Here is a 15,048-nt window from a genome sequence, read left to right on the forward strand (position 1 = left end):
AAGAGTTCACACGGTCACACGGCGGGCACAGCGGGGGTGGCGGGCACAACGACAGAGTTCACACGGCGAACACGGCGAACCACGGCGAACACGGCGGGAAGAGGAAAGGGAAAGAGTTCGGAGTTCGGAGTTCGGAGCGGCATCATTGGGGGCGAGTTGCCGGTGTCAAGCTCCTGTTCCGTGGATCCTTTTCTGCGTTCTCTGCGTGTTCGGCGGATGATTCTGTCTTTCCGCGGTGTGAACGTGCCCCTCGGGGGAGATCGGACCTGGCTCTACGACCCCTCCGAACTCCGAACTCCGAACTCCGAACTTCTTCCCCCTCTTCCCGCCGTGTTCGCCGTGGCTCGCCGTGTTCGCCGTGTGAACTCTGTCGTTGTGCCCGCGTTTAGCCGCCGTGGCCGCCGTGTGACGGGCGCCCATCGCTAATCCTTGTGGCATGCTTTCACTTGTGGCATTTGTGGCATTCCTTCTGTGGACGACGCGTTAAACAAGACTTTGACGGTAAACGAGATCTTTCGGTCCATTCAGGGCGAAAGCACCTGGGCCGGCTTGCCCTGCACCTTCGTGCGTCTGACGTTCTGCGACCTGCGTTGTTCCTACTGTGACACGACTTACGCGTTCTACCGCGGCGAGAAAACCTCACTGGCTGCGATTCTGGAACGGGTCCAACGGTTCGGGGTCAGGCTTGTGGAAATCACCGGGGGCGAACCGCTGCTTCAGAAAAACGTGCATCTGCTCATGACTGCGCTCTGCGACCGTGGCTGCCAGGTCTTGCTTGAGACCAGCGGAGCACACGACATTTCCCGTGTCGACGCGCGGGTGCACCGCATCATGGACCTGAAAACCCCGGGGAGCGGGGAGGTCCACCGTAACCGGTTGGACAACATCGCGCACCTCACCCAGCGGGACGAGGTGAAGTTTGTGATTGGTTCACGTGAGGATTACCTGTGGTCCAAACGGATGGTTGAGGAATATACCCTCGCGCAACGCTGCCGGTGCGTGTTGTTCTCGCCTGTTTTTGATCGCATTGAGCCGCGCCGGATCGTTGAATGGCTGCTTGAGGACGGGCTGCCGGTGCGCTTTCAGTTGCAGCTGCACAAGTTCATCTGGGCTCCGGACACACAAGGAGTATGAGAGCGCGGCTTACGAAGATCTTTCATTTCGAAGCGTCACACGTTCTTCCGCAGGTTCCTGCCGGTCACAAATGCGGCAGAATGCACGGCCACAGCTTCAAGGTGGAAGTGAGCATCGAGGGCGCTGTAAACCCTGCGACCGGCTGGATTTACGACCATGCGGTCATTTCCGAGGCGATGAAACCGTTGGTTGAACGGCTCGATCACGCCTGTCTCAATGATATTCCCGGCCTGGAGAATCCCACGATCGAACTGATGGCAGCCTGGTTTTGGGACAAGCTTGCCGGCCCATGCCCCGGGCTCTGCGAGATCGTCATTTACGAAACGCCCGCGGCACGATGCGTGTACCGGGGCGACTAATTGTGGGTTTTAGCTTTGCGGCGGCGCGCCGGCCTGCTAAGAACGGCGCCGATGGCGGTACGGACAGTTCTTTTTGCCCTGGCCACTTTTTGTGGTCTCCTCGCGGTCGCACGAGCCGATTTCTTCAATTTCGACCCGACCTCGACGGGGCACGTTACGTACCCGAGCTGGGTGCCTCGCCGGCCGGTTGCCACCGCCCGGGAACACGCCGAACTCTCCTTTCCCATCCAGCCGGTGCCGAACGATTACGACCTCGTCCTGACGGCAGTGTTCCAGGAGGAACTCGGCGCATTTCTCAGCGTGTACTGGCAGGACCGGGATGGTAACCGTCAACTCCTGTGCTCAAACCTGTTCGAGAACATCAACCTTCTTAATCAGCGAACGCTCCTCATCAGCCGGGCGATCATGGGAGGACCGGGCAAGGTGATCCTTCAGTCCAGCCATCGCGTTCTGAACGTGCTCCGCGTCCGTCTTGAGTGGGCGCGTCCCGGAGTGGTGCGTCTGGTCGACAGCGTTCCAAACGGTGCGCTGATCGCCACGGGCGAAAAATTCTATGCGGCTGAAGAAGTGGACGGCAGCCCGCTCACCGCCGTGGCGGACAACTGGGAGGGTGCCACCCTGACCACGTCGGTTACCGACCAAGCCGAGCGGGTCGAGCAAGGGGTCGTTTTCCCGGTCGGGATTGACGCCAAGGTCAGGCGCGCACGCGTCGAGGTGCTCGTCAACGGCCTGCCGCTGGACGGTTCCATCCGGCTCTGGGTGAACCGTCAGTTGGCCGGGATCTTGTCTGTGGAAGTGCCTAATCTGAACGACCCCGGCTATTCCCCGGACGGTACCTTTGTCGGGTGGCGAAAAGCCGTTCTGTTGCTACCGCCGGGTCTGCTCATCGTCGGCGAAAACACCTTCCAGTTTGAAGGTCCGACCGACCAGCCGCTCGCAATCCGCGATTTCCTCCTGCAGCTTGCGTACGCCCCCAATTGACTTGTACCCATCCCTATTTGGATCTAGTCTCCGGGCGGTTGTATGATAACTCCTTGCTCCTCGTGCCGGGCACATCGGCTCGGTTCCTCTCGCTGGTCCGCAGGTTATACCTTAATGGAAATCATGCTCGTCGTCGCGATTATCGCGGTGATCGCCGGCGGCGTGATCATTAAGATGTCGGGTGCGCTCGACGTCGCGAAAATCCAGCGGGCAGAACAAGACATCGCCAACATTTACAGCGCCTTGAAACTGTACGAGGCCCGCAACAACCAGATGCCGGACCAAGGCCAGGCTCTGGAGGCGTTGGTCAACCCGCCCAGTACCGGCACAGCCCCCCCTAATTGGGTCCGGTTGATGGACAGCCTGCCTGTGGACCCCTGGGGTACGCCTTATCAATACCGCAACCCGGGCAAGAGAGACCCATCCGGGGTAGACGTCTTTTCGTTCGGGCCGGATCGTAAAGAGAGCGGCGACGACATTTATCGCCGCGTGCAATAGCCACCGAAAAAGGCGTCACGCGATGCCGTCTGCCCGCCGCCAACCACTCTCCCGAAGACGTCTGCCGCGAGCCGGATTTACCCTGCTTGAGGTATGCGTGGTGCTGTTCATCGTTGCGGTGATCTTTGTGGTCGCTGCCGTGCCGGCCACCCACCTTTTTAACGAGGAGAAACTTCTCGCGCCGGTTCGCCAGCTCCAAAGCTGCGCCAAGGCCGCCCGGCTGCGGGCGATGACCAGCCACCAGACCTGCGTGATCCTGTTCGGCGACAACGGTTATGAACTCGCGCTGAGTGATCCGGTTACGGCACATCCCACCGTCGTGCGAGGGTACCAGCTGCCGCCCAACGTCGACTTGCGGTGCCAGGCCCCCGCCGATACGGAATTTCATTCGGTCGCCGATCTGCACTGGTACTTCGCCCCGAACGGCCTGTGTGAACCACTCAAGTTCCTGCTCCAGCAAGGCAAAAGCTGGGTTCGCTTTCGTGTTGACCCGCTGACGGCCCGCGTCCAGGATCAGGAAAGCTTTATCGATTAACGACGGGATAGCTTTTCTGCCATCCTCGTTGTGAAACCTGCCCTGATGCCGAGCCGACGCGTTCACTCTCACCTGCACATTTGTCGAACCAACCCTGACGTGCCGCCGTTTCTCCCCGGCCCGGGACGGCGTTCCAGGCCGGGCAAGGCGGCGTTTGTGCTCTGGGAAATGATGCTGGCGTTAATGATTTTCTGCGTGGTTGCCGTCTCGCTCACCACCGCCCTGCGCCAGGCGATCGACACCGTGATCCTCCTGCGTGATGACGCCCAGACCCGGCATGACTTTGAAAACCTGTTGAACGAGGCGGCCGTGATCAGACTGCAACCCGGCAAGGAGGATCTGGTCGTGGGTGACGGCCGCATCCATTACGAGCGTGAGGTGGTGCGGTTGCAACCGAAAACCATCCATGGTGAGTTGGTGCCGAACCTCTACGACGTCACGATTCGCGCCACCTGGCAGGCGGGCGGCCAGACTCGCACGAACCAGGTCCGATCGGTCATTTACCAGCCTGCGTCGGGATGAGGACCGTGCCAGCCATCCACCCATCCCGTCGATCGGCTCCGCAAGCCGGGTACCTGCTGCTCGAGGTCCTGCTCGCGCTCGCCATCCTGACCATAATCACCGCCCTCGTGTTCCGAATCATCCAGACCACGGTGCGCACCACGCGCGAGGTGACCTACCTCGAGTCATTGCAGGAGCGCGTCGACGGCATCAGTGAATTGCTGCGACAGAATTTTACCAATCTGCCTGCCGCAGCGCAGTTTCAGACCAAGACGATTCAGTCGGGAACGGAACTGGTCTTCCAGCACGTCGCGTTTCAGTTTGCGACCACCCCGGGGATTCCCGCCTACGGTACCGTCGCCCTCTGCGCGCGGCCGCAGGCGGACGGCCGTTTGTACCTGGCCTTTTACCAGGAGCCGGAAGACGCTCGCGAACGCCTGATCCAGGCCAATCAGGAGAATGATATCCGCTGGACTCCGATCCTTGGTGACCTCGACCAGGTTGCATGGAGGTTCTTTGACCCCCAAACCCGCGATTGGCGTGCGGACTGGCCTGCCAACGGCTCCCGGCCCGCGCTGGTCGAGTTAACTTTCCGGATCTCCGGACAAAGCCAGGTGCACCGGTCCATTTTTAACTGTCCGACAGCCCCGGTCCTGCCATGAATCATTCCTCTTTGCGCCGACCCTCAGCCCCATCTCGCCGGACTTCCTCCGGGCGCGAGGCGATGATCGACGCGGGACCGTTCCAGGCGCGGAACCAACGCGGCTCGGCGTTGCTCTTGGTCCTTTTTACGATCCTCCTCATCTCGAGCCTCATCATTTCGGCTGTGGAATTTGTGCGTCATGACGTGGACGAATATGCCGTCCTGAACCGGCGCTTTCAGTCCCGGATCCTGGCGCAGAGTGGGGTGGCTTTCGCTTTGCCTCCGCAGGTGCGCAACGAAGATCGGGACCTGTTGGAGCAAACCCGCAAGGACGGCGGAAAGTTCGAGGTGATCATCGCGAGCGAGTCAGCCCACCTGAACATCAACTTTGTCCTGCAAACCAACCGCGACTACCTGCTGCAGGCGGTCTTTCGCAAATGGGGCCTGACCTCGCGCGAGATCGACCCGGCCATCGCCGGCCTGCACCATTACGTTCAGGACCTAAACGACTCCGATGCCAACGCGGGTGGACTCCAGCCTTCACTGGCCCCGAACCCGGCACCCACGCCCGCCCAGAGTGCCGGTCAAAACGGCCCCGGAACGTCCGCGGCCGCCCAGCAGCAGTTCCGGCCGTTCACCGCGGTCGAGGAAATGAGCCTGGTGCCGGAGTTCGCCCCGGTCATGAAACGCCAACCCGACTGGGCGCAATCATTCACAGTCTACGGGGACGGCAAGATCGACGTAAACACGGTTGATCAGGACACCCTTCAGCTTGTCACGGGCGTATCGGCCGCTCAGGCCGACCAGTTCGTGAAGTATCGCTGGGGCCGCGACGGCAAACCGTTCACCGCCGACGACCAGATTTACCGCAGCCTTGAGGACGTCCGGGTACACCTCGGAATGAGCCCGCAACAGTTCCAGGCGGTGCAGGACATGCTGGCGCTGACCAGCGCGGTGGACCGGATTGAAAGCCGTGGTATGATTGCGGATTTCACGACAACTATTACTGCTATTGTAAATCGAAACTCCGTACCGGCTGGGGTCCTGTTATGGCAAGAAAGGTAGATCGCTCTCAAACCTTTCTCGTTCGCGCCGGGCCGGGCGGTGATGATGATTGGGAGCTGTGGACGGCACCCCAGGGTAGAACGCCGCACCTGGTCCAGCGGCTGAAGAGTCCCCGGGAAGCGCCCGGTCCGACGGTGGTGGCCCTGCCCGCGCAGCAGGTGCTGAGTTTTCCTTGCTGGGTATCGACCGATGATCGCGGGCTTGCGGGAGAAGTGTTGCAATTGCGGCTGGAGCAATCGGGCCTGGTGCAGCGAACGTCGACCGGTGTGCCCGCCGATTTCCGGCTGCTCGCAGTCCGGGACGGCCGGTGCCTGGCGGTCGCTACGGTCCTCCAGTCGGACCTGCCCGAGCACCTCGTTTTTGAAAGGGCGGTCCGTTTCGAGCCGTCCGCCTTTACCCTGCCCCTTTCGCAGGACCGGGTTACGCTCTGGCGGGAAGCCGGTCGCCTCACGTTTGCGATCACGCGGGGAGACGACCCGGTGTACCTGCAAACGGCGAGCGGTACGGAGTTGAACGCGGAGTTTCTCCAGGAGCTTAACTGCGTGTTCCTGCAGCTGGAAGGCCAAGGTTTGATCAACCCGTTGGCGGGGGCGGTGCTCTGGGGCGATTTCACCGACGACGAGGTGCAGGTCCTGCGAAAACGCTTCGCATTTCGCGTGACGGTCGAGCCGCTGCCGGCGCCTCGGTTGCCTAAGCCGCGTTCGCGGCTTTTGCCGGCGCAGGTGGAAGCTTTACACGCCCGCAAACGGCGGCGCGACCGGGTGCGCCGGCTCGTGACCGGGGCGCTGATCTTATACCTGGGGTTGGTGGCCTCCCTGATCGGCTACATCTGGTGGGAGCGACTTCAGGTTAAGCAGTTGCAGCTTTCGCTCGCTGCCGGCGCGCCTACCGTTCAGGCCATTGAGGGCACGGCGGATCGTTGGCGTAACCTGCAATGGGCGGTGGATCCGCAGGTTTACCCACTCGAATTGCTCAATCAGATCTCGAGCCTGCTGCCTGCGCAGGGGATGCACCTGGCCTCATTTGAGTTGCACAAAGGCAAAGTGACGATCCGCGGCGAAGCCAGCACGGCCCCGGCCGCGTTCAAGTTCGCGGAGGACGTCAAGGGTAAGTCCGAGTTGCAGATGTTCACGTGGCAGATGCCCAGCCCGAGTCTGCGTCCGGACGGGCGTGCGGAGTTTACCATCGAGGGGGAGCCAAAGTTTGCGAAACCTAACTAAATCCGAGCGCCGGCTGAGCGCCTTCCTGGGCCTGTCCGTTTTCGTGATGCTGAATTTTTACGGGATCAGCTACTTACTGGACGAGCACGCCGGCCTGGCTCAAAAGATCACCGAACTGCAGGGACAGCAACGATCGAATGACCTCTGGTTGCGCGAGCGCGGGCTCTGGCTGGCCCGCAAGGAATGGCTGGATACCAAACAGCCGCACGTCACGACCGGTTCCGCCGCCCAATCGGAGTTGCTCGAGTCGCTGACCAGGTCCGCCAAGGATCACGCCCTGACGATTGACGAACAGAGCTTCGGCGAAACGAAGAACACCGCGGATTACCGCTCGGTGGCGGTCAAGTTGAAACTGACTGGAAAACTCGAGGACGTCGTGAAATGGCTGGTGGCGGTCCAGCAGCCCGAGCAGTTTCAGGCGGTGACGAATTTTGTTTTGAAAAGCACGGATGCGCCCCCTAACGTCAACCTCGAGTTGGAGGTCGCCCGCTGGTATGCCCCGAATGTATGAGTCTCAGTACGCCGTAAAAACCTCGCCCGAATCGGGAGTCCCGAAGGAGCGCGGCACCGGCGTCCGTTCCGGCTGGGTTCTCGCGGTGGTGGCAGCGGCCGCATCGGCGTTGGTGCCCGGGGTGCTCGCAAATGACCAGGTTCCGGCCGGTTTTTCGGCCAGCCGCTACGCCCGGCTCTGGGAACGGAACCCCTTTACGCTGGTCACGCCGGCAGCCCCGCAGGCGACCCCGTCCGTTTTCGAGAAGTTGGCGCTCGTGAGCTGGTTTCGCGCCGGGAAAGACACGGTGGTCTTCGTTCAGAACACCGAGACCAACGAGGTTCAAAAGATCACGACGACTCCTAACGCTCAGGGCCTGCGCCTGGTCGAGATACACCCCAGCTCCAATCCCCAGGGGGCCGAGGTCGTTCTTGCGGATAATGCCCAGCAAGGCACGATCCGGTTCCGGATGGACGCTCAGCCTGCCGTCGGCACTCCGGGGGTGCAGGGTGCGCCGCCCGGCGTGGCCGGGCAACCGGTGCAGCCCGGGGCGCCGGGGCAACCGGGTGTACCGGTGCAGCCGGGACAGGGCCGTAATTTCCCGCCGTACAATGCCGGGGCGGTGGCCAATCAAACCCTCAACACGATGCCTCCGGGTCAGGGAGCCGGCAACCCCGGCGCTTATCCGCGCGGTCCCACGGTTAACGATTACCGGCGCCGGCGCGTCCTGCCCACACCGAATTACAGCGCGCCGAGCCCGCCGCAGGTCAACCCCAATGGCGTCCGGGCACAGTGATCAAAACGTTATCCCGGTCTAAACCCACCCATCCCCCTCTTCACGCATGCTGCTGCCACGCCTGTTCCTCCTGTTGTCCCTCGCTGCCGCCGGTTTGAGTTTTGGTCAGCAGCGAACTCCTTTACAACCGGGCGCACCGGAGGCAGCGGGCGACGAAGCAGCGGCCAACGAGCCGAAAACGTCGTACCAGGCCGTCAATGCCAGCATTGATTCCGTCCTGCAGCAATACGAAATGCTGACCGGCAAGATCTTGATCCGGGACAGCAATCTTGCGGCTAACGCCTTGCCGCTGACCATATCGGTACCGACCCCGGTGCCGCGGGCGGAACTGGCGCGGCTGATCGAAGCCTCGCTGCTTCTGAACAATTACGCCCTCATCCCGGCCTCCGAGCCGAACACGATGAAGGTCATCAACGTTAACACCGGAAAGAACCCGCGTAGCGAGGGCGTTCGCCTCTACTCCAGTCCGGAAGGGCTTCCTGAAGACGATCAGGTGATAAGCTACTATATGAACTTCCGGTACGTGAGCGCCAACGAGGCGCTCACGATCTTTCAGACGCACATTCTGCCCCGGGCGTACACCGCGTTTGTGCCGGTCAGCAGTTCCCAAGCGCTGATCATCACGGAAAGCACGAGCGTGATCCGGCAGTTAATCACCCTCCAGCAGCTCATCGACGTGGCCCCGACCAAGACGGTAACGGAATTCGTTCACCTGGTCCGGGCCGACGCGGAACGGGTCGCCGAAACGCTGAACAAACTGCTGGGCGCGGAAACCGGCCGCCCGGCCGGTGCGGCCCCGGGACCGCAGCAGGGGGCTGGGGTTTCGCCGATCACCAATCCGGAAGGCGGGTTACTCGGTTCGAACGCGCAGCTGATCCCCGACACCCGCACCAATCGCATTCTGATCGTATGCCGGCCGCACAATTTGGCTTACCTGCGTAGGCTGGTGGTTGAATTTGACCAGGCTGCCGTCTCATTTCGCCCGCTCGAGTACCGGCTGCGCTACGTCTCAGCCGGGGAAGTCCTGCCCGTGCTGGCCGATCTGCTGAGCGAAGACCAGGGCAAAAACGGGCAGGGCGTCACTCCGGGCCAGCAGCTTCAGCAGAATCAGTCGCAAGGAGGCCAGAATCGCGGGGCGAATCTGTTTGGGGGCACGACCAACGCCAATTACGGCGGTTATAACCCGGTCAGCGGTTCGGCCGGTTCGGTCGGAGCAGGCCAGGACCTGCTGCAGGAACCCAACGAACAACTCGGCCCGCAGGCAGTCATCGTCGGCAAAACCCGCATCATTTCAGATTCCAAGGATAACAAGATCCTCGTGATCGGCCCGCCTGAAAGCCTGTCAAAAGTCGAAGCGATTCTGACGAGGTTGGATCGGCGGCCGCAGCAGGTGTACCTCGCCACGGTGATCGGCCAGCTGCAGCTGACCAAAGACTTTGAGTTCGGCGTGGATTTCGCCCAGCTCTACCGGCACATCTCCGGGAACGGCACGGGGGTGGCCTCCTCGAATATCAACACCACCGCGGTGTCCAACGGGAACACCATCGTCGAGCCGTCCTCGCTTTCCAATGTAGGCAGCCTGGTGACGAACGCCATCGGCGGCGCCGCATCCGGCCTGGCCATCTACGGCAAGATTTCCGACGCGGTGGCCGTGCTGATCAAAGCACTCGATAACCGGGGCAACTTCAAGGTGCTCGCACGGCCGTCTATTTACACCGCGAACAATAAACGCGCCGTGATCTCGAGCGGGCAACGGGTGCCTGTACCCGAGTCGACCCTGTCGAATGTCAACACCAGCACGGTGACGAACACGAACCAGACCGCCGCGGTCTCCGCCACGATCACGTACGAGGATGTTGAACTCCGGCTGGAAGTGATCCCGCTGATCAATTCCAACGGCGAAGTCACGCTCAAGATCGCCCAGATCAATGACTCGCTGGGTAACACCGTGAATATCTCGGGAAATAACGTGCCTGAGGTTAACAGCCAGCGGCTGACGACCACGGTAACCATCCCGAGCGGTGCGACCGTGGTGCTGGGGGGCTTGATCCAGGAAACTACCCAGAAAAACGACAACGGCATTCCCTACCTGGATCGCATTCCCTACCTGGGGAACCTGTTTAAAACTCATGGCGAGGTACGGAACCGTTCCGAGCTTCTGGTGTTCATCCAGCCTACGGTGGTGAATGACGACACGCAGACGTTGCGCGCGAGTATCAAGGAAGAACGCCGCACCCGCGTCGGCCAGGATACCTATAACCTGGCGCATCCGAGCGATTACGCCGCCGGCCCCGTCGATGAGCCGACGCCGAGACGCAATCTGCGTGGTAAGTGACCAGAAAACTTCACCGGCAAATGGTGTTGTGAGCGGCTGGGATCCGGACCTGTACCTTCGCTTCGAGGCTTACCGCACCCGCGCGGCCGCCGATCTTTTAAGCCGGGTTGAACTTGAGGAACCCCGCTTCGTCGTGGATCTGGGTTGCGGCCCCGGCAACAGCACGGCCCTGCTCGCAAAACGCTGGCCGTCGGCCGCCATCACGGGCGTCGACAACTCGGCTGCGATGCTCGGGCGCGCCCGTGCGGCCTATCCGGGGATTAACTGGATCCAGGCCGACCTCGCCGGCTGGCGCCCGCCGGACCGTCAGGATTTCATTTTCGCAAATGCCTCCCTTCAATGGGTGCCGGATCACCGTCCGCTCCTGCAGGGCTTCTGTAACTCGCTGCGTACCGGCGGCGTCCTCGCTTTCCAGGTGCCTTCCATCCACCACCAACCGGCGGCGGAAGTCTATCACCGGTTGGCCGATACCCCGCCGTGGCGTGCCTTCCGTGTCCCCGATGAACGGCTGACCGTCGAGACCCCCTCCTTCTACCACGACGTTCTGGCATCCTGGTGCCGTCACGTCGAGATCTGGGAAACGGTCTACCACCACCTGCTCGAGAACCATGAGCAGATGGTGCTCTGGTACCGGAGTACCGGCCTGCGCCCCTTCCTGGAGAACCTGCCGGATGAAGCCGCGCGCTCAGCTTTTATCGGCGAACTGGTCAACCGTTACCGTGCACGTTTTCCCGCGCTGGCCGACGGGCAAGTCCTGTTTCCCTTTCACCGCCTCTTTGTGCTCGCCACCCGGTAACGGGTTCGGAGTTCGGAGTTCGGAGTTCGGAGCGGCATCCTGGGGCGTGGATGCGAACGTCAATCTTCGAGTTGCCCAGGTCTTCTTAATCTGTGTCAATCTGTGTAATCTGTGGATGTTTTCTCTTTTCTGCGTCCGTCTGCGTGTTCTGCGGATGATTTAATCTTTCCTCCGTGGTCGCCGTGGCCCGCCGTGTTCGCCGTGTGAACTCTTACGTGGTGCCCGCCACACCCGCTGTGCCCGCCGTGTGATCAGTTTTGTACCAGAACGATTTTGACAATGCCGGCGGCGATGATCAAACTGGCCACCTTTGCAGCGCCAAGGCCGTTTGTGCTTATTGTTTATCCCCCCTACCAGAGGTAATTAAAACTATGTCGCGGATTATCTTTTTGATAGCGTCAGCAATTTCACTGGTCGCGTGCACACACGAGGAAGTCTACAACACCACCCCGCCGCCATCGACCACTACGACCGTCAGGCGCACGACCACCGTAACGCAACCCGCGCCTGCCACGACGACCACCACTGTCGTGGCGCCGCAATAACGGTTTGCTGCTGGAGCGGAGGTGCCCGGTCGCGCCGCCGGAGGCGCACCCGGGGTGGTGTGCCGAATCCTGGCCTGGCGCAGGAACGCCGGGCTGACTTGAGGCTGCGTCGGGGGATAGGGAGGGGGCCAGGCCGCTGTTCTTACCCGAAGAGCGACTCCTCAATCCGCAAGTCGTAAGTGTAAGCCCCGGGTGCAGCCGCTTCCGCCGGCCGCCCGGGCCGGACGGAAGCTTCTTCCGGCGGGACTTCGTGGGCCGCCGAACCGTCGTACCGCCAGGCTTTCACGATCCGTTGGTCTTCGCGAGACACCACCGCCAACTCCAGCGGTAATTGCACGGCCAGACGCATGTGCAAGGAAGGGTAGAGCGCTGACTTGCGGAACCGAAACGCGGCGACCATGTCGCGCGCGTCCAGCTTTCGGAACGCGATTTCACGGTGATTCACATAGAGGACGTGCTGGTTGACCCAGTCGGTTTGAGCCACCGCTTCCCACCGCTCCATTGACCCGTCGACAAAGCGGCTTGTGTTACCCCCTGCAGTCGGAACCTCGGCCAGCAGCGCCCATGCTTCGAGCGCCCTGCGCATCGTCATCGTCGAGTCCGGTTCCAGCAGAATCGGAAAGCGCCACCGCCAGATCTCTCGGAAAATGTGCGGATCAAATGCGATGCCGTACTGGGCAAGGTCGCTCAAGACGCCGGTGAGATCCTGCCACAGGAAGGCGGGCAAGAGGTACTGGTCGTGCAAGCGGTAACCCCAATCTTCCAGCGGCGCCCGGAATGGCCGGTCATGGAGGTAGCAGAAAAGGGCACGCCAAAGCAGGGCGATGGCCGACGACCACTCGGGATGGGGCAGACTTTCCAGGGCACGGAACTCCAGCAGGCCGCGCGCCCCGGACGGAAACTGCCAGAATTTGTCGAAGCTTATCTCGCTTCGATGCGTGTTGCCGGAAAGGTCCGTATGCAGGTGGCGCACCAGTTCGTGAATTTCCTGGCGCCGATCACCGCTTTCCAGGTTTTCGAGCTGGCGGTAGGCGAGTTCCAGGTCCAGCAGCAGCTTTCCGCTTTCGTCGGGACGCGGCGCCTGGGATGAGGGACCGACGTATTGGCCCGTGAACAGGTAAGCTAACGCGGGGTGATGCTGCCAATAACGAAGGATGGAGGCCAGCCAGACCGGCCGCGTAAAGAACGGATTCTCCTCGAGGGAGGGCCCGCCGAAGAGAAGGTGGTTGCCGCCCCCGGTGCCTGCAGGGATGCTGCCCGGGCGTGCCGTCGTCAAACCGAGTTCAACGGCAATTTCCTGCAGCCGTTCCAACCACTGCCGGTACTCAACCCACGTCGGACAGGGCGGCAAATTCACTTCGAGGACGCCGGGATCAGCCGCAAACGAGATGACTGACCAGGAAGCCGGCAGATCGGGAGGTATGTAGCCTTGCCAACGGACCGGGACGGGTGCCGCGCGGCTGATGATTTGTAGCAAGCCCGCAAAAGGTTCGGGCAGCAGCGGGGGCAGAAAAATCGCCAGGCTTCCGCCTTGCGGCTCGATGACCAGGGCACGCTTTCTGATCGTGGAAGGCAAGTCGCCGAAAGGAAGGCGCAACCCTGCCGGTCCATCCGCCGCCGTTAACGTCAGCTTCGGCACACCCCAGTTTTCACCCGTCCACGCGTCGCCGGTGTGATCGAGGGGTAGAACCCAGGCGTGCGGACGGTCGTCCGGCCCGGCGTGCGGATCCACCGCCGGCAGCCAGGGTCCGCTTACGCCCAGGGCATCGCCGATCGTTTGGCGGAACCGCTCGATCTCCTCCTGGGGTAATGCCGGAGACTCCCCGGAACAGGCCCGTTCAGGCAACGATCCTGCGGCCGCCGGATGGTCCATACGGATCACGTTGATCGCCCAACGCGGATTGACCTCGCCCGGGTAAATCTTTCCAGGCGTGTAAAGGACCATCGATTCCGGCCATACCTTCTCCGCGATGATGTTCGCAAACCGGTACGCGTACTCCAACTTTTCCGGTCCGACCGCTGCGTACGACCATTCCGGGCCTTCAGCCTTTTGCGGAATGAAGGTCGGTTCTCCGCCCATGGTAAGTTGAAGGCCGGCCCCTGCGAGGTTGGTCTCGACCCGGTGCGCAAGCGTTGTCAGATTCGATTCGGTAACCAATTGTATGTCCAGTTGGGCATCAAACACGCACGCAACCCGTTCTTGGCCGTAATAACTGCCTTCGATGGCCGCCACATCGATCATATTGACGCCTACCGCGGTCGGAATGAAGCGTTCATCGCAGAAAAATCCATTGGTAGGATCCAGCCCGACCCAGCCTGCGCCCGGCAGGTAGACCTCAATCCAGGCGTGCAGGCCGCGTTCGGCACGCCGGTCGGCCACCTCGACCTCGAATTCGCAAAAAAACCCGCTGACCAGCCGCACCGCCAGGCCCAGTTTGCGGAGCAGCACCGCACAGAGCAGCGCGGTATCCCGGCAGGCCCCGCACCTCAGCTCGAGGACTTCCTTCGGAGACCTGGCCTGCCCCTCGGGACGCACTTCATAGGCGATCCCGCGATGGAACGTACGCAACACGTCCAGCAGCATTTCCACCGTGCCGTGTTTGCCGTTTAACGACCAGATCTCATCCGTGTTGGCGTCGTCCTCCGGCCTGACCGTCCGGAAAGGGCCCAGCACCTGCCTCTCGTCTTCACTGTATTTGAACGGGAACTCAACGGCATGGCCGGCCAGCAGAAAATGAAAAGGATTGCGCGGCCCGATTTCCAGTTCGAGCTGCACACCGATTTCGAGCAATGAACCCGGGCTCTGCAGAACGCATTTCGCGATCAGATTATCAAAGAGATCCCGCCGGTACTGGACGTCGGCAGGCAGGTTCACGATCGTCTGAAGCCGGTGCGTCACGAGCGCCTGGTCCGTCCTTGGCAACAACCGGACGGTTTGCGGTGAAAAACTTACCGCTTTTACGTACCGGTACCGCATCACGTTCGAGATCTGGACTCGCATGGCCGCAATAAGAAGAATGCCGCGAATGCCACAAGCGGAAAAATGCCACGGCAGAAAATGCCACAAATGCCACAAGTGAAAAAACGCCACAAATGAAGAAGCGGCGGGTAACGCGTAACGGGTAACGAATAGGGAGTGGCGGGTGTATC

The 15,048-nt window shown here is 61.5% G+C and carries 14 protein-coding genes; 13 read left to right on the forward strand and 1 reads right to left on the reverse strand.

The features are described 5' to 3' along the window. The first annotated feature begins 471 nt into the window (after positions 1-471). The 13 genes from queE (at position 472) to JO015_19705 (ending at position 11,353) form a co-directional block, all read left to right on the forward strand. Positions 472-1,134, forward strand: a complete 663-nt coding sequence (gene queE, locus JO015_19645) for a 7-carboxy-7-deazaguanine synthase QueE (protein ID MBW0001315.1) — start codon at positions 472-474, stop codon at positions 1,132-1,134. Further along, positions 1,131-1,493 carry a 6-carboxytetrahydropterin synthase QueD gene (queD, locus tag JO015_19650; GenBank protein ID MBW0001316.1) on the forward strand — a complete coding sequence of 121 codons (363 nt, stop codon included), beginning with the start codon at positions 1,131-1,133 and terminating at the stop codon, positions 1,491-1,493. The genes queE and queD overlap by 4 nt, the downstream gene beginning before the upstream one ends. A gap of 51 nt (positions 1,494-1,544) precedes the next feature. Next, on the forward strand, positions 1,545-2,474 hold the full coding sequence (locus JO015_19655) for a hypothetical protein (GenBank protein ID MBW0001317.1): 930 nt from the start codon (positions 1,545-1,547) through the stop codon (positions 2,472-2,474). Positions 2,475-2,588: 114 nt separating this feature from the next. Beyond that, positions 2,589-2,972 (forward strand): type II secretion system major pseudopilin GspG, encoded by a 384-nt coding sequence (gene gspG, locus JO015_19660; GenBank protein ID MBW0001318.1) that lies wholly within the window; start codon positions 2,589-2,591, stop codon positions 2,970-2,972. A 22-nt stretch (positions 2,973-2,994) separates the two neighbouring features. After that, entirely contained in the window at positions 2,995-3,507 is a 513-nt protein-coding gene (locus tag JO015_19665) for a prepilin-type N-terminal cleavage/methylation domain-containing protein (GenBank protein MBW0001319.1), read from the forward strand. Between the two features lie 45 nt (positions 3,508-3,552). Further along, entirely contained in the window at positions 3,553-4,029 is a 477-nt protein-coding gene (locus JO015_19670; GenBank protein MBW0001320.1) for a hypothetical protein, read from the forward strand. Beyond that, entirely contained in the window at positions 4,026-4,670 is a 645-nt protein-coding gene (locus JO015_19675; GenBank protein ID MBW0001321.1) for a hypothetical protein, read from the forward strand. The genes JO015_19670 and JO015_19675 overlap by 4 nt, the downstream gene beginning before the upstream one ends. Beyond that, entirely contained in the window at positions 4,667-5,716 is a 1,050-nt protein-coding gene (locus JO015_19680) for a hypothetical protein (GenBank protein MBW0001322.1), read from the forward strand. Before JO015_19675 ends, JO015_19680 begins: the two co-directional genes overlap by 4 nt. Then, entirely contained in the window at positions 5,701-6,936 is a 1,236-nt protein-coding gene (locus JO015_19685) for a hypothetical protein (GenBank protein MBW0001323.1), read from the forward strand. The genes JO015_19680 and JO015_19685 overlap by 16 nt, the downstream gene beginning before the upstream one ends. Beyond that, complete coding sequence (locus JO015_19690; GenBank protein ID MBW0001324.1) at positions 6,920-7,447, forward strand: hypothetical protein; 528 nt, start codon at positions 6,920-6,922, stop codon at positions 7,445-7,447. The genes JO015_19685 and JO015_19690 overlap by 17 nt, the downstream gene beginning before the upstream one ends. Beyond that, the gene (locus JO015_19695; GenBank protein ID MBW0001325.1) at positions 7,440-8,222 is read left to right on the forward strand and encodes a hypothetical protein; all 783 of its coding nucleotides are present in this window, start codon (positions 7,440-7,442) and stop codon (positions 8,220-8,222) included. The genes JO015_19690 and JO015_19695 overlap by 8 nt, the downstream gene beginning before the upstream one ends. A gap of 46 nt (positions 8,223-8,268) precedes the next feature. After that, positions 8,269-10,557, forward strand: coding sequence for a hypothetical protein (locus JO015_19700; protein ID MBW0001326.1), 2,289 nt, complete (start codon positions 8,269-8,271; stop codon positions 10,555-10,557). Positions 10,558-10,585: 28 nt separating this feature from the next. Then, positions 10,586-11,353: a methyltransferase domain-containing protein gene (locus JO015_19705; protein MBW0001327.1), complete on the forward strand. Its 768-nt coding sequence runs from the start codon at positions 10,586-10,588 to the stop codon at positions 11,351-11,353. Between the two features lie 687 nt (positions 11,354-12,040). Here JO015_19705 and JO015_19710 read toward each other — a convergent pair. Next, positions 12,041-14,899 (reverse strand): transglutaminase family protein, encoded by a 2,859-nt coding sequence (locus JO015_19710; GenBank protein MBW0001328.1) that lies wholly within the window; start codon positions 14,897-14,899, stop codon positions 12,041-12,043. Positions 14,900-15,048 lie beyond the last annotated feature (149 nt).

This window comes from Verrucomicrobiota bacterium (genome assembly GCA_019247695.1).
GTDB lineage: Bacteria > Verrucomicrobiota > Verrucomicrobiia > Chthoniobacterales > JAFAMB01 > JAFBAP01.